The organism is Streptococcus sp. 1559, from assembly GCF_013276735.1.
Classification (GTDB): Bacteria; Bacillota; Bacilli; order Lactobacillales; family Streptococcaceae; genus Streptococcus; species Streptococcus pseudopneumoniae.
Genome location: NZ_VMLO01000003.1, coordinates 24,612 through 44,240, shown reverse-complemented (window position 1 = coordinate 44,240; position 19,629 = coordinate 24,612). Strand labels below are relative to the sequence as shown.

Annotated in this window: 26 protein-coding genes and 1 pseudogene; 4 read left to right on the top strand and 23 right to left on the bottom strand. The window is 39.9% G+C overall.

The features are described from left to right. Positions 1–63: 63 nt before the first annotated feature. From HT688_RS00460 to tsaB, 10 genes are all read right to left on the bottom strand, one after another. Entirely contained in the window at positions 64–894 is an 831-nt protein-coding gene (locus HT688_RS00460; protein ID WP_172923447.1) for an amino acid ABC transporter substrate-binding protein, read from the bottom strand. 256 nt (positions 895–1,150) lie between these two features. Further along, positions 1,151–1,474 (bottom strand): branched-chain amino acid transport AzlD family protein, encoded by a 324-nt coding sequence (locus HT688_RS00455; protein WP_000253927.1) that lies wholly within the window; start codon positions 1,472–1,474, stop codon positions 1,151–1,153. Further along, a complete protein-coding gene (locus HT688_RS00450; protein ID WP_172923445.1) occupies positions 1,464–2,159 on the bottom strand; it encodes an AzlC family ABC transporter permease in 696 nt (231 codons plus the stop codon). The genes HT688_RS00455 and HT688_RS00450 overlap by 11 nt, the downstream gene beginning before the upstream one ends. A gap of 158 nt (positions 2,160–2,317) precedes the next feature. Then, positions 2,318–3,544, bottom strand: a complete 1,227-nt coding sequence (locus HT688_RS00445; protein WP_000862438.1) for an MFS transporter — start codon at positions 3,542–3,544, stop codon at positions 2,318–2,320. Between the two features lie 148 nt (positions 3,545–3,692). Then, positions 3,693–4,361, bottom strand: coding sequence for a CPBP family intramembrane glutamic endopeptidase (locus HT688_RS00440; protein WP_023941031.1), 669 nt, complete (start codon positions 4,359–4,361; stop codon positions 3,693–3,695). Positions 4,362–4,427: 66 nt separating this feature from the next. Continuing rightward, the gene (locus tag HT688_RS12100) at positions 4,428–4,595 is read right to left on the bottom strand and encodes a hypothetical protein (RefSeq protein ID WP_014017185.1); all 168 of its coding nucleotides are present in this window, start codon (positions 4,593–4,595) and stop codon (positions 4,428–4,430) included. 289 nt (positions 4,596–4,884) lie between these two features. Beyond that, the gene (locus tag HT688_RS00430) at positions 4,885–5,748 is read right to left on the bottom strand and encodes an XRE/MutR family transcriptional regulator (protein WP_023941033.1); all 864 of its coding nucleotides are present in this window, start codon (positions 5,746–5,748) and stop codon (positions 4,885–4,887) included. A gap of 104 nt (positions 5,749–5,852) precedes the next feature. Further along, positions 5,853–6,863 (bottom strand): tRNA (adenosine(37)-N6)-threonylcarbamoyltransferase complex transferase subunit TsaD, encoded by a 1,011-nt coding sequence (gene tsaD, locus HT688_RS00425; RefSeq protein WP_023938424.1) that lies wholly within the window; start codon positions 6,861–6,863, stop codon positions 5,853–5,855. Next, positions 6,853–7,290 carry a ribosomal protein S18-alanine N-acetyltransferase gene (gene rimI, locus HT688_RS00420; RefSeq protein WP_000569845.1) on the bottom strand — a complete coding sequence of 146 codons (438 nt, stop codon included), beginning with the start codon at positions 7,288–7,290 and terminating at the stop codon, positions 6,853–6,855. Before rimI ends, tsaD begins: the two co-directional genes overlap by 11 nt. Beyond that, complete coding sequence (tsaB, locus tag HT688_RS00415; protein WP_000865700.1) at positions 7,287–7,970, bottom strand: tRNA (adenosine(37)-N6)-threonylcarbamoyltransferase complex dimerization subunit type 1 TsaB; 684 nt, start codon at positions 7,968–7,970, stop codon at positions 7,287–7,289. Before tsaB ends, rimI begins: the two co-directional genes overlap by 4 nt. A gap of 177 nt (positions 7,971–8,147) precedes the next feature. Between tsaB and cibA the strand changes: the two genes are divergently transcribed. After that, a complete protein-coding gene (gene cibA / locus HT688_RS00410; protein WP_000180841.1) occupies positions 8,148–8,333 on the top strand; it encodes a fratricide two-peptide bacteriocin subunit CibA in 186 nt (61 codons plus the stop codon). 1 nt (position 8,334) lies between these two features. Next, positions 8,335–8,487: a fratricide two-peptide bacteriocin subunit CibB gene (gene cibB, locus HT688_RS00405; protein ID WP_000974046.1), complete on the top strand. Its 153-nt coding sequence runs from the start codon at positions 8,335–8,337 to the stop codon at positions 8,485–8,487. A gap of 322 nt (positions 8,488–8,809) precedes the next feature. Here the strand turns inward: cibB and HT688_RS00400 are convergent, their stop codons facing one another. The 3 genes from HT688_RS00400 to HT688_RS00390 all read right to left on the bottom strand — a co-directional run bounded on the left by HT688_RS00400 (position 8,810) and on the right by HT688_RS00390 (position 9,810). Further along, positions 8,810–9,025: a hypothetical protein gene (locus HT688_RS00400; RefSeq protein ID WP_000282480.1), complete on the bottom strand. Its 216-nt coding sequence runs from the start codon at positions 9,023–9,025 to the stop codon at positions 8,810–8,812. A 233-nt stretch (positions 9,026–9,258) separates the two neighbouring features. Beyond that, positions 9,259–9,492 (bottom strand): hypothetical protein, encoded by a 234-nt coding sequence (locus HT688_RS12245; protein WP_000234806.1) that lies wholly within the window; start codon positions 9,490–9,492, stop codon positions 9,259–9,261. 84 nt (positions 9,493–9,576) lie between these two features. Then, positions 9,577–9,810 carry a hypothetical protein gene (locus HT688_RS00390; protein WP_001200005.1) on the bottom strand — a complete coding sequence of 78 codons (234 nt, stop codon included), beginning with the start codon at positions 9,808–9,810 and terminating at the stop codon, positions 9,577–9,579. 184 nt (positions 9,811–9,994) lie between these two features. Between HT688_RS00390 and HT688_RS00385 the strand changes: the two genes are divergently transcribed. Both HT688_RS00385 and rnjA read left to right on the top strand, forming a co-directional pair. Next, on the top strand, positions 9,995–10,228 hold the full coding sequence (locus HT688_RS00385) for a DNA-dependent RNA polymerase subunit epsilon (protein WP_000639571.1): 234 nt from the start codon (positions 9,995–9,997) through the stop codon (positions 10,226–10,228). A 1-nt stretch (position 10,229) separates the two neighbouring features. Beyond that, on the top strand, positions 10,230–11,909 hold the full coding sequence (rnjA, locus tag HT688_RS00380) for a ribonuclease J1 (RefSeq protein WP_000331962.1): 1,680 nt from the start codon (positions 10,230–10,232) through the stop codon (positions 11,907–11,909). A 270-nt stretch (positions 11,910–12,179) separates the two neighbouring features. Here the strand turns inward: rnjA and mnmG are convergent, their stop codons facing one another. The 10 genes and pseudogenes from mnmG to HT688_RS00340 form a co-directional block, all read right to left on the bottom strand. Beyond that, the gene (mnmG, locus tag HT688_RS00375) at positions 12,180–14,093 is read right to left on the bottom strand and encodes a tRNA uridine-5-carboxymethylaminomethyl(34) synthesis enzyme MnmG (RefSeq protein WP_023941038.1); all 1,914 of its coding nucleotides are present in this window, start codon (positions 14,091–14,093) and stop codon (positions 12,180–12,182) included. Between the two features lie 9 nt (positions 14,094–14,102). Further along, positions 14,103–14,558, bottom strand: coding sequence for an NUDIX hydrolase (locus HT688_RS00370; protein WP_172923443.1), 456 nt, complete (start codon positions 14,556–14,558; stop codon positions 14,103–14,105). A 140-nt stretch (positions 14,559–14,698) separates the two neighbouring features. Next, positions 14,699–15,820, bottom strand: coding sequence for a tRNA 2-thiouridine(34) synthase MnmA (mnmA, locus tag HT688_RS00365; protein ID WP_172923441.1), 1,122 nt, complete (start codon positions 15,818–15,820; stop codon positions 14,699–14,701). 434 nt (positions 15,821–16,254) lie between these two features. Further along, positions 16,255–16,521, bottom strand: a complete 267-nt coding sequence (locus HT688_RS00360) for a hypothetical protein (protein WP_524539346.1) — start codon at positions 16,519–16,521, stop codon at positions 16,255–16,257. Next, a pseudogene (locus tag HT688_RS12240) lies at positions 16,497–16,569 on the bottom strand (argininosuccinate lyase); the annotation flags it as partial. The gene HT688_RS00360 and the pseudogene HT688_RS12240, both read right to left, overlap by 25 nt. A 144-nt stretch (positions 16,570–16,713) precedes the next feature. Further along, positions 16,714–17,442, bottom strand: coding sequence for a hypothetical protein (locus tag HT688_RS00355; protein WP_016397256.1), 729 nt, complete (start codon positions 17,440–17,442; stop codon positions 16,714–16,716). Between the two features lie 126 nt (positions 17,443–17,568). Further along, on the bottom strand, positions 17,569–17,757 hold the full coding sequence (locus HT688_RS00350; RefSeq protein WP_016397257.1) for a hypothetical protein: 189 nt from the start codon (positions 17,755–17,757) through the stop codon (positions 17,569–17,571). 7 nt (positions 17,758–17,764) lie between these two features. Continuing rightward, positions 17,765–18,139, bottom strand: coding sequence for an SPH_0224 family bacteriocin-like peptide (locus HT688_RS00345; RefSeq protein ID WP_050206582.1), 375 nt, complete (start codon positions 18,137–18,139; stop codon positions 17,765–17,767). A gap of 196 nt (positions 18,140–18,335) precedes the next feature. Beyond that, positions 18,336–18,536: a hypothetical protein gene (locus HT688_RS12090; protein WP_345789435.1), complete on the bottom strand. Its 201-nt coding sequence runs from the start codon at positions 18,534–18,536 to the stop codon at positions 18,336–18,338. Next, the gene (locus tag HT688_RS00340) at positions 18,533–18,916 is read right to left on the bottom strand and encodes a hypothetical protein (protein WP_041171076.1); all 384 of its coding nucleotides are present in this window, start codon (positions 18,914–18,916) and stop codon (positions 18,533–18,535) included. Before HT688_RS00340 ends, HT688_RS12090 begins: the two co-directional genes overlap by 4 nt. Between the last annotated feature and the right edge of the window lie 713 nt (positions 18,917–19,629).

Genomic DNA, 19,629 nt, shown 5'->3' with positions numbered 1-19,629 from the left:
AAAACTATATATCTAAGAACTGAGAAATCACCCATCTTATTCAGAATGGATGATTTCAAGAAATTATTTAATATCAGCCTCTGCTGGTAGGTAAGTGTCTCCGAAGAATTGTTTAGACAATTTTTCAAGCGTTCCGTCTTTGTAGAGTTCTTTGATGCGTTTGTCTACAAATGATTTCAACTCATCTTGACCTTGAGCAAGAAGTGGGTAAACGTACGGTTGTTGGTCACTTGGAAGTTCAATGACTTTCAAGTTATCCAAACCTTGGTTCTTGATCACTGTTTCAACACCGATTTTATCAAAAATCTTATAGTCAAATTGGCCATCGCTCAAACGTACCATGATTTGTTGGAAGTCTGCCTTAGTATAGTTAAGGATAGTTGGGTTATCCGGGTGTTCAGCGTTGTATGCTTCTAACTGCTTAGCTGATGTAGTGGCTTGAACGACTTCCGTCGATTTTCCACCGATATCAGCGAGAGACTTGATACTAGAGTCATCTTTCTTCACTACAAGGACATTAGGGTTTTGGGCAATTGGTGCGGCATAAAGGTATTTCTCCGCACGTTCTTTAGTGTAGCTAAGATTGTTGACAGCCATATTGTAACGGTCAGCGTCAAGACCTGCAAAGACACCTGACCATTCTGTCTTTTCAAACTTGACATCATATTTGTCAGAATCTTTAAAGATAGCGCGAACGACTTCAATCTCGTAACCAGTCAATTCGCCATTTTCTTCATAGATAAATGGCTTTGGTAATCCATTGGTTGCAACGATGATTTCTTTCTTGCTAGCTGCTTCTCCTTCTTTCTTAGCACCACCTGAGCAAGCTGCTAACACACCTGCAGCAACAAGAGCAAGGGCCGCAAGAGATGAGTATTTAACGATTTTTTTCATGTCATTTCCTCCAAAATAGAATACCTTATAATCTTAACAGAAAAAGACCATTTACGCCATTATATGATATCTATCTCTGTGATAAGTTTTCTTTATGGCTGATTTATACTCAATGAAAATCAAAGAGCAAACTAGAAAGCTAGCCACAGGTTGCTCAAAACACTGTTTTGAGGTTGGAGATAAGACTGACGAAGTCAGTTACATATACCTACGGAAAGGCAAAGCTGACGTGGTTTGAAGAGATTTTCGGAGAGTATTAAAAGACCAAACGCAAGACGGCAATCAAGACCACTCCAAAGAGAACTGTTCCGACTAGATTGCGGTAGCGAAAGGCTACCCAAGCTGTTGGAAAGACGGCTAAGAAGTCCAGCCATTTGATTTGAGGCAAACTTCCAACCTTACCTGCCACTACGCTTGAAAGAATCAAGGCAAAAATAATAGAGACGGGCAAGAACTTCAAAAAACGCTCAACGATCGCAGGCAAGCCCTTATACTTGACCAAGATGAAGGGAATCATACGGGGAATCCAGGTCACAAGACCAGAGAAAATAACTGCTAATAAAAGATACTTACTGACCATCTAAAACCACCCCCATGCTACAACCAAGTAGCGTCGCAAAGAGAACAGCTAGCGACTGAGACACCACTGTCAAGAGTAAAAAGAAGGACACCGCAACAACTGCTAGGATAATGAGCAGATTGCGGACAGGAATCCGTCTTTGCATAATCTGAAATTGCGAAGCAAAAATACCGATAAACATCCCAACTAGGGCAAAATCTAAACCAAAGATTTCTGGATTTGGTAACAGACCACCCAGAGCCGTTCCGACTACTGTCCCCACAAACCAAGCCACATAGCTGTTGAGATTGTTTCCGTGCATCCACATAGGATTGACCTTGTCTGTATGGGCCAATTCTCCCATCAAAACACCATAGGTCTCATCTGTCAAGATACTAGACATACCGATATTGTGCCAAAGACTGGTATGACGAAAATAGGTCGACGCATGCAAACTCAACAAAAAGAGACGCAAATTGATTAGAAAAACCGTCATAGCAATAGCTGCCACAGGAGCTTGAACCTCAATCAGTGCCAACATGGCAAACTGGGCACTCCCAGCATAAACAAAGAGGCTCATCAAGGCCATCTCTACAGGTGTCACATAGGGCGCACCAATAATCCCACAGGCCAGGCCGATACTGACATAACCAAGGGCCGTTGGCATGGCTGCCTGCGCCCCCTCCCAAAATCCTTTTTCTTTCATCTTTCTCCTCATATTGTCTTAATAAATGGGCTGAAAAGGCTCCAGCCACAGCATGGACTATTATAACACATTCAGGAAAGAGAAAAAAGTCTGCTGATTTTGACCATCATAAAAAGACTGGCAATCCAGTCTCAAACATATATTAAACAAATTCTCCGCTAAATACTTTCACGGATATTCAGAAGCATGACAAAGGCAACTAGAAGAAATAGCAATAAAACAAAGCTAACTGCCAGAGTTCCAAAGCTAGTAGCAATGGTTACCAAAGCTATTGTAAATAAGCTAGGTAAAACAACCGTAATAGCACCGATAGAAGATTGAACTGCTCCCATTGACTCCTCAGGTATTTGTTTAAAGACGAGTTCTTGCAATCTAGGAGAGAGAACACCTGCGAAAAAGGCATCCAAGGTACTAAAGATGAGAATCCAGTCAAAACGAACTGTGGCAAATCCTACTAGAAGAAGCAACTGGATGACGAGTGAGGCATAGAGAGCTGTTTTTATAGAAATCATATTTTTCAGATAGCCACTTACAAGGCTTCCGACAATCAGGGCTGACAGTTCAAAAGTGGATAGCAAGGCAAGAGATTGACCTGTTTGTAAATTCAAAAAGGGTTGATTCCTCAAAAATAGAGTAGAAACAGGAACTGTAACATTTATCACTGCTTGACTAATAGAAATAATAAACAAAACCAAGAGCACCTTATTCATATTCCATATCAATTTCGATGATTGGAGCAAATGCTGGCAAAAGGATTTTACAGAGAGTCCTTCTTGATAGCTAATCGTTTTTTCTACTTTCAAGAGGTCAGTTTTTATGAAAATGATACCTAAAAATGCGATTAAAAAGGTAAGAGCGTTCAGTAAGGAAATAAACTGGATAGATAGAATACCTAGTAAGACTCCTCCTAGAATATTACTGATTGTTTTCACTAAACTAACAGTTGATTGTTTAAACCCAATAGCTTCTGCCAAATGGTCTTGCCCAATAATTCTAATGAAAATCGGAGTAAGCATGGCGCCTGAAAAATAACTCAATGTGTCAGACAAGAGATTAATCAGACAAATAAATGCTACTAGCAACAAGGAGAAAGACTGCCCTGAAAGTGATAAAGACACTATAGAGTAAAGCAAAAATTTTGCAAAACTAATAATTGTATATTTTAGGACACGATGATGTTGAAAATCCGCCAAAACTCCCAGAAAGATTTGTAGAACTTGGGGAAGAGTTTCTGAAATCGTGATGAGTAAAATCGCCAGAGGGGCAAAAGAGGCATCTGCCACATAATTCAAAAAGGCCAGATAAAAAATCGTATCCCCAACCGTTGAAATCCACTGGTTGACAGTTAATTGCCTAAAATCTCTATTTTGAAGAAATACTTTCATTATAACTCCTTTTTAAATTCCAGTTAGAATTTTTATTCCAAAACATCCTAATAAATCCTGTATGCCCAGTCTATCCCATATCATATAGATAGCCTACACAGCCTTTTTCACTGCACACCTCATCATGTCTTTAGCTACTAACCAGATCCTAGTGCAATAACATCAAAATCTGACCAATACCATTGTAGACTATGTGCAGTCCAATAGGCCAATAAATGGACTTGGTTACTCTAAACAAGACTGCAAATATGAGACCGCCACCCATATATACGAAAAAGTCTGTCAAGACCCAACCATGACTACTAATGTGCAAAATTCCAAATAATATAGCTGATCCAAGTACATCCAATCCCCATTTCTTCCCTTTTTCCAGAGCAGTCATCACTAATCCACGATAAATCATGTCTTCAAAAATGGGACCTGCAATCACAGGATAAAAAAAATACATCAAAAATGCCGTAGCTCCTGTAAAAGTAGGAGTAGCATGTTGATAAGAAATTGCATTTCGAGTAGGTGGAAAAAGAGAAAAGGTAACCCTATTCCAAAGGAACAACAAAAGAAAAGCTAAGACACAATAAAACAAATAAGACCAGCGAAACTTCTTACTGTTAATTCCTTGCCATTTTCCTGACTTAACCATAGCAAAAAAAGCAATAAAAACGACAAGAAAATGCAACATCATATCCGACAAATAATAGCCAAAGTCAGATAGCCTAAGAGCAAAGTCGCTAGATAAAACCAGACCACTAAGGTACTGATAAGCAAGGACGAGTAGAATCGCTATAAAAAAATAGTATCTTGAAGTTATCTTTCCCATTTTATTTTCTCCTATATATGAAATAAAAATAGCCCCTACCCAAGAAAAAGGCAAGGGCTTTAAACATCAATAACGACGTCTAGTCTCAGGAGCTGGAGGAGCAAAGTTAAAGTAGTTTTGCCATAGACCGCCCATTCCACCAGATCCCAATGGAGGATATGACCTTCCTCCATAAACTGTCTCCAACTCAGCTTCTGTCAATTCCATTGTTTCTGCAAATTGTAAATTTAACATCTTTTACACTCCTTCAATTATCTTCATTTGTAAACCACTTCTGCGACCTAGGATTTGCTTCAAATGTTTTACAAGGACAGTATAACACGGAAATTGACTTATTTTAGAAAATCGCATATTTGATATTTTTTCTTATAGAAATTTCAGATTTGCGATTTTGGTAGATTTGATTATTTCCCTGGTATAATAAAGTTATTACTAACAAGGAGGGATATAATGATGAAAAAAAGAAAAATCCAACTGATACTCCTGCTTATTTCGGAGTGGGTTATCGTCTTCCCGTTTCTAATTAATCGATAAGTTCTTTGTATTGCTGAAAACGCAATTCGAAGAGGGCTAGCAATTGTGGATTTTCTAATACTTGCAGAGATTGGATAAAGTGTTCAATCTCTTTTTGATTGCTTCCTTTGGTTTGAAGAAAGACACTCATTTTCTTTAAAAATTGCCACGATACTTTCTCAAAAACATCGTACGGACGCAACATGCTCTCCAACTCGGCTTCGAAGATTGGGATGTATGAGAAAAGTTTTCGCTCCATGAGTTCTGATAAGATATTTAAGAGTCCTTGCTTCATATACAACCGATTATGTACCAACTCCTTAAATTCTTTAGACTTCTCAATTAAAGCGGTCGATAAAAAGATCAAATCTTGATTGCTCAAGAAGGGCATGGTATTGCAAAAGAGATAGAGTTCAAACCAGGTCCAAGACTCGATAACATAGAGATAGCTGGTCAAAAATTCGCTATCCTCCTCTGTTAGCAGATAGCTCTTATTTAAGGAATGGATGGCATTTTTAATCACAATGGCATTCAAACGACGATAGGTCTCTGCCATCTGTTCTTGCTTGATTTTCTCCAATAGTTGCTCTAAGCCAGCGATATCTTGGTGGGCAAAGCGATCCACAACCTTTCGACCGATTCGCATATGTGGAGATTCTTGATAGTTGTTGAGCTTGTGCCCAAACTCATCAAAATTCATATTGATCCCTTGAATGGCTAATATGAGCTTATCAGCAGACAACATGGACTGCCCTAGCTCAAACTTGGACAACTGAGAAGCTGTTAGCCCGTCACAAGCCACATCTGACTGCTTGAGCTTTCTAGCCAGGCGCAGTTCCTTGTAAAATTCCCCCAATTCCATTTTTTCAATCATCCTACCACCTCCTAGCTTTTGCATATTATATCATTATTTGTGTTCATTTGTCAAAATATTCTGATAGTTAGAAAAAATAAAAAAGCCAGCCTTAAGCTGACTCTTTATTCTATGGTATCAAAAGCGAGGCTTGGTTTGGCATTGAGGTCCAAGTTTGCAAAGTTTTCTTTGTTCCACTCGCTGACACTGGCATAAGCAATCATACCTGCATTGTCTCCGCAGAGACGCAGAGGTGGAATGATGACATTGACATCTGTGATTTCAGTTGCTAGGCGTTCTCTGAGACCTTTATTGGCTGCCACGCCACCTGCCACGACAAGGGTTTTAACAGGGTATTTCTCCAAAGCCTTCTTGGTTTTAGCCATGAGAATATCCAGTACAGCTGCTTGGAAGGAAGCACACAAATCCTCTGTAGACAGACTTTCTCCCTTTTGCTCGGCATTGTGGTGAAGATTGATAAAGGCAGATTTCAAACCTGAGAATGAAAACTCCAGATTATCCTCCTTAATCATGGCACGAGGGAAATCATAAATATCCTGCCCCTGATGAGACAACTCGTCAATCTCACGACCTGCAGGATAGGTCAAGCCCATGACGCGGCCGACCTTATCATAGGCCTCGCCAACCGCGTCATCTCGCGTTTCCCCAACAATCTTATAATCTCCTGCCTCAGAAACATAAACTAACTCTGTGTGTCCACCGCTAACCAAAAGAGCTAGCAAGGGAAACTCCAAAGGCTCCACACTTTGAGCTGCCATGAGGTGACCAGCCATGTGGTTAACAGGGATAAGTGGAAGTCCATGTGCCCAAGCAAAGGCCTTAGCAGCTGACAAACCAACTAGCAAGGCTCCGACCAAGCCTGGTCCATAGGTAACAGCCACAGCTGTCACGTCCTCTTCGGTAATCCCTGCTTCTGTCAGTGCCTCCTCGATGCAGGCTGTAATGACCTCGACATGGTGACGACTGGCTACTTCAGGCACTACGCCCCCAAAACGTTTGTGACTCTCAATTTGACTAGCAATGACATTGGACAAGAGCTCATCGTCGTTTTTCAAGACGGCGACACTGGTCTCATCACAGGATGTCTCAAATGCTAAAATATATCTATCCTTCATCTACTTCTCTCTTCATGATAATGGCGTCCTCGACTGGATCATGGTAGTAGGCCTTTCGCTCAGCGATGACTGCCATCTTTTCTTTCTTGTAAAATGCTTGCGCTCGGTGATTTGACTTTCTGACTTCGAGGAAAATCTCCTTGTCTGTCGGCAATTGAGCAAACAAGGCTGACGCAATCCCCTGACCCTGATAGTCTCCTTTAACAGCGATTTGCAAGACTTCTGCCTCAAAGATATTTTCCTGCACAGCTAGAAATCCAATCACTTCTGCCCCATCATAGGCCAGAGCATACCAAGTCTGGTCTTGGAATAGGTCAGCTTGGATTTGTTCCAGCGTCCAAGGACTGACTGGGTAAACAGCTATCATAACAGCGTAGATGGCTTTAGCTAGATTAGGCTGCTGTTGGATTCGTTTGATTTCTATCATAGGCGTTTAATGTAAGACTCGCCAGACTCGGTATGGTTCTTGAGCCAGTTTTCCTCAGCCTCGACACGCTTGAGGTAGTTAGGCACAAAGTCGTGTAAGGAGTCTGCTTCCTTGTCCCAGGCCAAAAGAGCAAGATTGGCTGCATTAGGCAGGGTTTCTTTGAAATTAGTCCTTGGCAAGTGTTTTTGAATCTGCTCAACAAAGGGGACAACTTCTCCGACAAAGGTTACCTGACTAGCGCCCTTGATTAACTCAATCACTCGCTCAAAGGGTAAGTGCGCTTCTGGCATGACAGGTTTGGCATTTTCATAAAATCCTGCATAAACATTATTGCGACGCGCATCCATCAAGGGGACAAACAAACCTTCTTGTTGGTAGGGCACCAGAGCCAAGAGACTCGACATACCAACCAACTCGATGTTCAGGGTATGAGCTAAGGTCTTGGCAGTTGCTACCGCAATTCGCAAGCCTGTATAGCTACCTGGTCCTTCCGCCACCACGATTCGGTCTAAATCCTTGGGTGTCCAATCCAAACTTGCCATCAAAAAATCGATGGCAGGCATAAGGGTAATGCTGTGATTTTTCTTGATATTAATCGTCGTCTCGGCAAGAACCTGCTTGTCCTCTAAAATAGCCAGAGAAAGAGCCTTGCTAGACGTATCAAAAGCTAATACTTTCATAACACATTCCTATCTTTTTGTCTGCTTACTATTATACTACAAAAGCTGGCACATGGGAATTTTCTTTATCCCCAAACAAGAGTGCCCTCACTTAACTAAAAATAATTTAAAAAAATGTTCACTTTTCCTTTTCTTTTACGAATATAAAAGTGAACAAGAAAAAAGGAGGAAAGTTCAATGACAAATTTTGACGTTCTTGACAATCAATTTTTATCCTTATCTGAAAATGAATTATCAGATATTGATGGCGGTCTCGCTCCCTTGGTTATCTTTGGAGTAGCAGTATCTTGGAAAGCTATTGCAGGTGGAACAGCACTTATAGGTTCTGGTTTGGCAGCTGGTTATTTTTTAGGAGGAGATTAATATGATGAAAGATTTGAACAACTATTGTGAAATTTCTACTAAGGAATTGCAAGAAATAAAGGGTGGCTTTGGTGTAGGTGTTGGTATCGCTTTATTTATGGCAGGTTATACCATTGGAAAAGACCTTCGTAAAAAGTTTGGTAAGTCATGCTAGATAAGAAACACATTTTTAGAAGGATAAATTTTATTGTCTTCATCTCTTACAGTTTGCTCAGCATTCTCAATGATTTAAACATGACTACTATCCCTTTACCAATTGATCTATCTGTTTGTATTGTTTTATTTTTATGCTTCAACTCTATTTTTGAGCAGAACAATGACTCCCATAAAAATAATAAGCTCTGAAAATTCCATTGTCATGTCATTTTAGAAAAATGCAAAGACCACCTCATCTTGATAGATGGGGTGGAATTTTCGTGTCATAAATTTACTATCTTTTGCCACCAAACAAAAACGCCCCAGCATGAGCAGGGCATCTAAGCATTTAATCCAAAGTAAAATACAAACCAAACGACATAGGTTACGAGGAGAAGAAAAAGCGAGTAGAGAGTCACAAAGGTAATTTTCCACAAGAACTTGGTTTGTCGTCGTTCCAGTTTGGTAAATAGAAGATTACCCGCATAAACGCAAGCAACAAAAACAATAAAAGCTACCAAGCGAGCTCCGATAGCAAAAGCAAATAAGTTATACATAGAGCAACCTCCTTAGTTTAAATTTATCTTAATAAGTAAAGTGAAATATTGCATAAGTATCCATTTTTAATATCGCAAATATATTTTTTAAAGACATAAACACATCTACAAGCGCCTATAAACAGAAACCTTAAAAGATAAGTTAAAACTTATAAGATAAGATTCTGTTCATAGACACCAATACTCATATCAACACTTTTACGTAACAACTCATATTTTACAAAAACTTGGTCTTATACGAATCTAGAAAATAGAACCACAGCTGCTCTTGCATATGCTCCTTTAGTTGTATTCCAAGCATTATTTGCTACAATAGGAGATAATCTTATTAGGAATGCGGCATTGCAACTTCTATTATCTGCTAAAAATCCCTTAAAACACTTATCATGATAGAAACAAGCCATATCTAAATCATCAATAGCTGGAATAGAATATCCATTATTTCCCATAACCACAATAATTACCATAAGAGCCTATAGGAAAAAGAGAGCGATCCATTCTAGCCAAATCAGTTGACTCTCCGTTAGTCTCTATATCCGTTACGATTTCGTTTAAAACACGCCTACCTCCAAAGCTTCATTATCTAAACCAAGCTCCTCTGCTTTATCTAATCTAACTACAGGGAAAGCATGTTCATTCAATTCGGTAACTTTATCCAATTCAGAAGTATCTATAAAGTTAAACATAATATCAATAGCACTAAACAATATAGTTTCCGAATTATTTCCTTTCCAGCTTATACTATTTCTTTCTATTATTATAGCATATACTTTTTGATATTGCAAGCGTTTACCAAAGAAATCGTCCCATGACTTTCTCGTTTCCGTCTTTTACTAATTTTTCATTTTGTGGTATAATTGAAATAATTGTAACGAATCAAGGTCAATCTAGACACAAAATGGAATGAAATCAAGCAAATCTATGCTAAAAGTTTGGAATAAGCTGACCTGTAAAATAGAAAGGAACTATATGATTTACAAAGTTTTTTATCAAGAAACAAAAGAACGTAGCCCACGTCGTGAAACAACACGCGCACTATACCTAGACATCGATGCCAACTCAGAACTTGAGGGCCGTATCGCTGCTCGCCAACTTGTCGAAGAAAATCGCCCAGAGTACAATATCGAGTATATCGAACTCTTGTCTGACAAATTGCTAGATTACGAAAAAGAAACTGGCGCCTTCGAAATTACGGAGTTCTAATATGGCCTACACTCTTAAACCTGAAGAAGTCGGCGTTTTTGCCATCGGTGGTCTGGGAGAAATCGGGAAAAATACATACGGAATTGAATACCAAGATGAGATTATCATCGTCGATGCTGGGATTAAATTCCCAGAAGATGACTTGCTGGGTATCGACTATGTCATTCCTGACTACTCATACATCGTGGACAATATCGACCGCGTCAAGGCTGTTTTAATCACACACGGACACGAGGACCACATTGGTGGGATTCCGTTCCTGCTCAAGCAAGCAAATGTCCCTATCTATGCTGGACCACTTGCCTTGGCTTTGATCCGTGGGAAACTCGAAGAACACGGCCTCTTGCGCAACGCCAAACTTTACGAAATAAACCACAACACTGAGTTGACCTTTAAAAATCTCAAGGCAACTTTCTTTAGAACGACTCACTCTATTCCAGAGCCTTTGGGAATTGTCATTCATACTCCGCAAGGAAAAATCATCTGTACGGGCGACTTCAAGTTCGACTTTACTCCAGTTGGAGAACCTGCAGACTTGCATCGTATGGCTGCCCTTGGTGAAGAAGGCGTGCTTTGTCTTCTGTCTGACTCAACAAATGCAGAAGTGCCAACCTTTACCAACTCTGAAAAAGTCGTTGGTCAGTCCATCATGAAGATTATCCAAGGCATTGAAGGACGTATCATCTTTGCATCCTTTGCCTCAAATATCTTCCGTCTCCAGCAAGCAACTGAAGCTGCTGTTAAGACTGGACGTAAGATTGCGGTCTTTGGTCGTTCTATGGAAAAGGCCATTGTCAACGGAATCGACCTTGGCTACATCAAAGCTCCTAAGGGAACCTTTATCGAGCCAAATGAAATCAAAGACTACCCTGCTGGCGAGGTTCTGATCCTCTGTACAGGTAGTCAGGGCGAGCCTATGGCAGCCCTCTCTCGTATCGCCAACGGAACCCACCGTCAGGTACAACTCCAACCCGGTGATACCGTTATCTTCTCTTCAAGCCCAATCCCTGGAAATACGACTAGCGTCAACAAGCTGATTAACATCATTTCTGAAGCTGGTGTCGAAGTTATCCACGGTAAAGTGAACAATATCCATACATCTGGACACGGTGGCCAGCAAGAGCAAAAACTCATGCTCCGCTTGATTAAGCCAAAATACTTCATGCCTGTCCACGGTGAATACCGCATGCAAAAAGTCCATGCTGGACTAGCAGTGGATACTGGTGTTGAGAAGGACAATATCTTTATCATGAGTAATGGTGATGTGCTTGCCCTTACTGCTGACTCAGCTCGTATTGCAGGTCATTTCAACGCCCAAGACATCTATGTCGATGGAAATCGTATCGGTGAAATCGGCGCAGCTGTCCTCAAAGACCGTCGTGATCTATCTGAAGACGGTGTCGTTTTAGCAGTCGCAACTGTTGACTTCAAGTCGCAGATGATTCTATCTGGTCCAGACATCCTCAGCCGAGGCTTTGTCTACATGAGAGAGTCTGGCGACCTGATTCGCCAAAGCCAGCGTATCCTCTTCAATGCCATTCGTATCGCACTGAAAAACAAGGATGCTAGCGTGCAATCTGTCAATGGTGCCATTGTCAACGCTATTCGCCCCTTCCTCTATGAAAATACCGAACGTGAACCGATTATCATCCCGATGATCCTCACACCAGATGAAGAATAATACTCTTCGAAAATCTCTTCAAACCACGTCAGCTTCGCCTTGCCGTATATATGNNTTTGATTTTCATTGAGTACAAGTCAACAAAACAGCCCCGTCTTCGGAGCTGTTTTTCTCTATGCTTTCTTTTGAGATTAAAACTCAATGAAAATCAGACCAGAAGGCTAGGAAAATGCATAACTTGAGTTAGCTCCCATAGTTCGGGGAACTATGGGAGGTTGGAGATGAATCAAAGCCAAGCTTTGAACTCATTCGTAAGAAGCCGACGACGTATCATTTTGATTTTTGAAGAGTTTTAGAAATACTACGATTTTTACCTTCCAGATACACCATCAAAATAGAAATATCTGCTGGGTTTACTCCCGAAATACGGCTGGCTTGACCGATGGTTTCTGGATTGATGAGTTTGAACTTCTGACGAGCTTCGGTTGCGATAGAATCAATGTCATCCCAATCAATATTGGCTGGAATGCGTTTTTCTTCCATACGTTTCATCTTAGCAACCTGGTCCATGGCTTTGGAAATATAGCCTTCGTACTTGATTTCTGTTTCAATCAATTCGATAATCTTGTCATCCAAGTCCTCTGCAGCTGGTCCGATGAAGGCCACCACATCTTGATAAGAAACTTCTGGACGGCGAAGGAATTCCTTGGCTGTCACTGCATCTGTCAACGGCTTGAAGCCCATCTCCTCAACCTTGGCATTAGTTTCCTTGACTGGCTTGAGTTTGATGCTGTCTAAGCGTTTCATCTCATTGTCAAATTGATTTTTCTTGATTTCAAAACGAGCCCAGCGTTCATCATCCACAAGACCAATCTCACGTCCCATCTCAGTCAAACGCATATCAGCATTATCATGACGGAGAATGAGACGGTATTCAGCACGACTGGTCAATAGACGGTAGGGTTCAATGGTTCCCTTGGTCACCAAGTCATCAATCATCACTCCGATATAACCGTCACTGCGCTTCAAAATCAACTCAGGTTTACCTTGGATTTTCAGAGCCGCATTGATCCCAGCGATAATCCCTTGGCCTGCTGCCTCTTCATAACCTGACGTTCCATTAGTCTGACCAGCAGTGAAAAGTCCGGAGATTTTCTTGGTTTCCAGAGTCGCACGCAACTGGTGTGGCAAGACCATATCGTACTCGATGGCATAACCTGTTCGCATCATCTCTGCATTTTCCAAACCTTTGATAGAATGAACCAGCTCACGTTGGACATCCTCAGGCAGACTGGTTGAAAGTCCTTGGACATAGACTTCCTCTGTATTGCGCCCTTCTGGCTCTAGGAAAAGTTGGTGGCGTTCCTTATCCGCAAAGCGCACAATCTTGTCTTCAATCGACGGACAGTAACGAGGTCCCACTCCCTTGACCACACCTGTAAACATAGGCGCACGGTGGAGGTTGTTTTGGATAATCTCATGACTGGTACCATTGGTGTAGGTCAACCAGCATGGCACTTGATCCTTGACATAGTCCTCATCACGTGAAGTGTATGAGAAGTGATTAGGCGCTTCGTCCCCTGGCTGAATCTCGGTCACATCGTAGTTGATAGAAGAAGCCTTGACACGTGGAGGTGTTCCTGTCTTGAAACGACCAATTTCGAGTCCTAATTCCTTAAGATTGTCAGCAAGGTTAATAGAAGCCAAGCTGTGGTTAGGACCTGATGAATACTTGAGGTCTCCAATGATAATTTCCCCACGGAGGGCCGTTCCTGTCGTCACGATAACAGCCTTGGCAGCATACTCTTGGTGGGTAGCTGTACGGACACCGACAACCTTACCATCTTCAACCAAAATCTCATCAATCATGGTCTGACGAAGGGTCAAATTTTCTTGATTTTCAACCGTCTTGCGCATTTCCTTAGAGTAAAGTTCCTTATCAGCCTGCGCACGAAGGGCACGGACAGCTGGCCCCTTCCCTGTGTTAAGCATCTTCATCTGGATGTAAGTCTTGTCAATGGTCTTGGCCATCTCGCCACCGAGGGCATCGACTTCACGCACGACAATCCCCTTGGCAGAACCACCGATAGAGGGGTTACAAGGCATGAAAGCCAGCATTTCAATGTTGATAGTCGCAAGCAAAACCTTACAACCCATACGGCTGGCAGCCAGGGAAGCCTCAACCCCAGCGTGTCCCGCACCAATTACAATAATATCGTATTCTTCAGTAAAGTTATAAATCATATTTCTCTCCTATTTCTCAAGATGAATGTGTCTTAGTTGGCCGTCCCAATCTGGCAGGGCTGTTTTTAGAAAGGCTGGAATTAGATTGATACCCTTAATCTTGTCTATGTCAATCCACTCACAAGGCTGCGTTTTTTCGTCTTCCTGCATGGTCAATGGAGCATCTTCAAGCAAGTCCACCAGATAATGAAACTCGATATTGTAATAGGAAACACCGTCCTGTTCAAAATGATTTTCAACCACAAAAGCTAGCTGCCCAGCTTGAGCTTTAACACTCAGTTCTTCCCTCACTTCGCGGACTACCGCGTCTTCCGTTCTTTCATTGACTTGGATAGCACCACCAATTGTGTAATACTTGCCCTTATCTTTGGTGACTAGAAGCTTACGATTTTGGACAATCAAAGCTGTCGCCCGAACACCAAAAACCGTATTGCCTACTTTTGTCCGAAAGTCTTGTTGAGTCATTTCTATCCTCTCCCTTAAACGACACAAAAACAGTCAAAACTCCAAAGAGGTGCAGGACAAAAAAGCCTGCAACATCCATGAGCTTTGACCATCATTTCTATTGCTTTTATTATTGTAGCAAATTGAGAAAATTTGTCAATCTAAATGTACTGACAAACTTGTCCATCTCGGTAAGCATTGTCAATCAAACCACCACCTAGACATTCTTCGCCATCGTAAAAGACAACTGCCTGACCTGGTGTAATCGCGCGTTGCGGTTCTGCAAAGATAACCTCTGCCTTATCTCCTTTGACATGGACGGTCACCTTAGAATCAGGCTGACGGTAGCGGAATTTTGCTGTGCATTCTAGCGTAAATTCCTCTGGCATCTCACGAGTAAAGTGGACTTGACTGGCTTCTAGGCTGGTTGACATGAGCGAATCATGGTAGAAACCTTGGCCTACATAGAGGATATTCTTGCTCAGGTCTTTTCCGACAACGAACCAAGGGGCATTGTCACCACCATGTTGGCCACCGATACCGAGACCTCCACGCTGACCAATCGTATAGTACATAAGACCTGCATGCTCGCCCATATCGTGACCATCCACAGTCATCATGCGACCAGGCTGAGCTGGCAAGTAGTTACTGAGAAAGTTTTTAAAGTTCTTTTCTCCGATAAAGCAAATTCCTGTCGAGTCTTTCTTCTTAGCAGTCGCAAGGCCTGCTTCTTCTGCTAATCTGCGAACTTCAGGCTTTTCCAAATATCCCAATGGAAACATGGTTTTTTGAAGTTGCTCTTGCGAAAGTTGGCTGAGAAAATAGGTCTGATCCTTGCCATTGTCCACGCCACGAAGCATGTGAACAGTGCCATCCTCATCACGCGCTACTCGAGCATAATGCCCAGTCGCTACATAATCTGCCCCCAAGGTCATAGCATAGTCTAAAAAGGCCTTGAACTTGATTTCCTTGTTGCACATAACATCTGGATTTGGCGTGCGTCCTGCACGGTATTCCGCTAGGAAATACTCAAAAACGCGGTCCCAGTACTCTTTTTCAAAATTGGCAGAGTAGTAGGGAATGCCAATCTGGTCTGCTACCGCAGCCACATCCTTGTAATCTTCGGTCGCCGTACAGACGCCGTTTTCATCTGTGTCATCCCAGTTCTTCATGAAGATACCGATCACATCGTAGCCCTGCTCCTTGAGCAAAAGAGCCGTCACCGACGAATCAACACCACCACTCATCCCCACAACAACACGGGTTTTAGAGTTATCACTCATGGTAGGTCTCCCATCTATTCGTTTATTCACGATTGAAGGTCGTGTGTGCTTAACGATTGAAGGTCGCTTGAGCAGTATTCATTATAACACGCTTGGTTAGAGAAGACAAGGAAAGGAGCCAATCTTGACTCCTTTATTGAAGAAATTGTTTTAACCTTGTCCTTTCTTTTCTAAGCCGAAAATGAAATGGTAATCGATAAAGATGCCCATGATTGAATAGGCACATAAAATATCCTATACTTACCTTCCATTATTCCGTGATTGAATGTATTTAGCAACAATATAGATAAGAAAGGCAAACATGATTACCAGATAGCTCACTATAAGGAAAACATGCTTAAAAATACTAGTATCAAATAAACTCACGATAGCTAATAATAGATTCATAATAAATACTATAGTCGCAAATAGTTGTACTTTTTTATCTTTCATAACTAGTCCCAGCCTAAATTACTTTCCAATATCCTACCGAAATTATAGCCGATAATATAGCCTGACATATAACCTGACATATAACCTGTTGCTGCACCACAAGTAGCTAAAATGAATGCATAGCTAACTGTACCAATAACTGGTAAGGTTATTGTCCCTAGTGCTGCACCAGCTGCCGCTCCAGTTATAGCTCCTGCTATTCCGCTTGCGACACCACCTACACCTCCACAAAGCAAGGCAAGCCACCCTTCACCATCAAGATACATCATCTCTTCTTCATCAATAGTAACATAGTTGTTTGGTAATACGAGTTCCATCAAAATTCTCTTTTTTATTAATCATGGTTAGGATAGTTTCCTAACAAGTGATTGTCGACTGTGTTTATAGTACTTAGTTACCTAGATAGCTTTCCTTTATCATGTCTGATTTTAAGCCGTTCTAAGATTTAATCCATATTTCTATTACTTGCTATTTTTAAATAATTCGTATTCCTTTTCCTTGATAAATGGAACTGAAAAATTAGAAAAAAGAAGTAAAACCGAAAACAAATAGCCTGCTTTTTGAATCACTAAAAGATATCCTAAAAATAAGTAAGCTATAACATCCAATGCGAAAAGAAAAAATATTCTCCTCTTCATTAAAGTACTTGTGTCAAATAATCTGATGAATAAAAATTTTATCGTGGTATCTACACAAATTTTTATCAAAAAGATAAGAGTTAGTACATGATTATCAACTGTAGCATAAAGAATAGATGGAAATATAGTTAATATAAAACTAGAAATCTCTAAATATTTTATCCAAGGAGATTGAGACACCTTGCTTCTAAACTGACTAATTTTCTTATATTCGTTAGTCAATTTAGTATCAAAATCTTTCCCAATTAAATGAAAAATTATCAACTCTGTAATAAAAACACTTATTAATACAATATAAGTCGAAAAGCTTTCTGGGAATAACTTATTGATTAAAATGGGGAAACTGATTAACAGAATCGAATTTATAACTAGACAGATAGATACTATTTTATTTTTCACAGAATATAGAGGTAGTGATACTATTGAGTAGATAAAAGATAAAAAAATAAGCAAAAAATACTCCGTGTCATTTATAATCGTCCTGAATGATAAAAATATATACATCCAACATACGATAATATGTATTTTACGAATTTTATCTACATTACTCATCTTACTGTCTCCGATATGAAGCCGTCCCAAGGATAAAAATTACCACTAATATTATAACCCTCATTAAGAGAACAGTCTCTAATATAGTAGACTCCCCTTCCTATCACTCCAGCTATATCATATTTGTTATCGATTTAAAAAAATTTTTGCATAAACTATCATTGCTATGGTTAAAAGCAAAAATATTAAATTAATCATAATGATTAATTTCTTTAGTTCCTCACCAACATGATCATATGCTAAAAAAGTTACAGAGGAAATGAGTAGAAATGCTAAAAATACAATAACAAAAATTTTTTCAATTTTCATATCCATTTTACAATTACCATAAAGCGTTTAAGTTTGGATCTCTTCGATTAATATCATTATTTGCCCAAATTGTTGTGATGGCATCACCAATTGACATCCAAGCTGCAAATCCGTTAATAGCAGAAGTTGCAAAACCTGCAACTCTATTCGCAACCCGTACTCCAACATATCTTGCTGCAGCTCCAGCTACTGCACTCGTAACCCATCGTAAATCATGCTTACGGACATAATTTTTAACCAAACTGATAGCTCCTCCGCCTAGAACACCATTGAAAGCTATATTAATGGCTACTGCAACTGGCCACCTTGGAATAGAAAATCCCCCATCAAGATACATCATCTCTTCTTCATCAATCACAACATAATTATTTGGTAATACAAGTTCCATTTGTTTTCTCCTTTTTTATTAAGCATGATTAGGATAGCTTCCTAACAGGTAATCGTCGACTTTGTTTATAGCACTTAGTTACCTATATAAGATAGGTTTCTTTATCATAGACAATCCGCACCTCAACTCTTCTCCAATCAGATATCTTACAAAAAGCTATGGATGCTTTCCACCATAAAACAGTCAATATTAATGATTACGTATTCACTAACACAAAATTTATTTTTTTTTGACTTAGTAACACAATTCCAATTAGCAATACACCTAATATAAATAAAAGTATTTCCCAAAATTTATTCTCAGTTTTAATAAGTGGAATAAGATACATACTGACTAATATGGAACTTGCCCCTATAATGGCAAATATTATTCTGGTTTTATCACTTAGTTGAATCATGTTATATCCCACCAACCATTTCTTGGATATTTATCCCCAGAATCCAACCAGTTTGCAAGCATACCTCCCACGCTTAAACCACCGGATTGAAGAATAAATCCAACAACTGTTCCAGAAATTCTATTAGCCGCTTGTACCCCCACGAAGCTTATTAACGTTCCCCTAAGTTGCCTTGTAAAAGTTTGTCTTCCAACTGCTTTAATGGCTGCTCTAAATAAAGCAATACCACCTCCACCACCCATGAAATAAGCCAGGGTTGCATTTACTGCAGCGTTTATCCCAAAAGAAAGTACTCCGTTATGTATGGACAATCCCCCATCAAGATACATCATTTCTTGTTCATCAATAGTAACATAGTTGTTTGGTAATACGAGTTCCATTTATTTTCTCCTTTTTTATTAAGCATGGTTAGGATGGTTTCCTAACAAGTGATCGCAGGCTTTGTTTAGTTACCTAAATTAGACTTCCTTCCTTTATCTTATTTTAAATATTTAAAACCAGTTACTGCTTGAAGCTTAACAGTTTACTTAATTCAAATAACAGCTAATCACTGATTCCCTGATTTTATCAAATATACTAATAACAACAATTGTGATACGATCATCATTATAAGAACAACATTTAACGAATCAAAGCTTTTCCGAGATAATAATAAAGCAACAGCAAGCAGTATTATTACTAAAGATTGAATAACTACTATTACTCTTAACATTTTATCCTCCACTAACAACTCAAGCTCCCTTACATTATATCGACCAGCCCCATGGAAAGATTATAGCTAGACTAATCAATGATATAATACATACTAGAATACAAAATATTTTTTTATTCATACTTTTTCTCCTATCTTTATTTTCTACCTACATAGTACCTCTTATTAAGCTCATTTCAAAATTACGTTAACTTTTTTCACGAAAAGGAGAAAATTATGCGTTATGATTATGGATAGCGCTTTCAAATTTTTAAACTCCTATCCCATCCTTTTATCTATATTATGAGCGAAAATATAATAACTGTCAAGTAACTAAAGTGAATTTTATAAAAAAATTACAAGCCAAATTTGTAAAGTTTACACTAAGCCGCCAGGGCAATC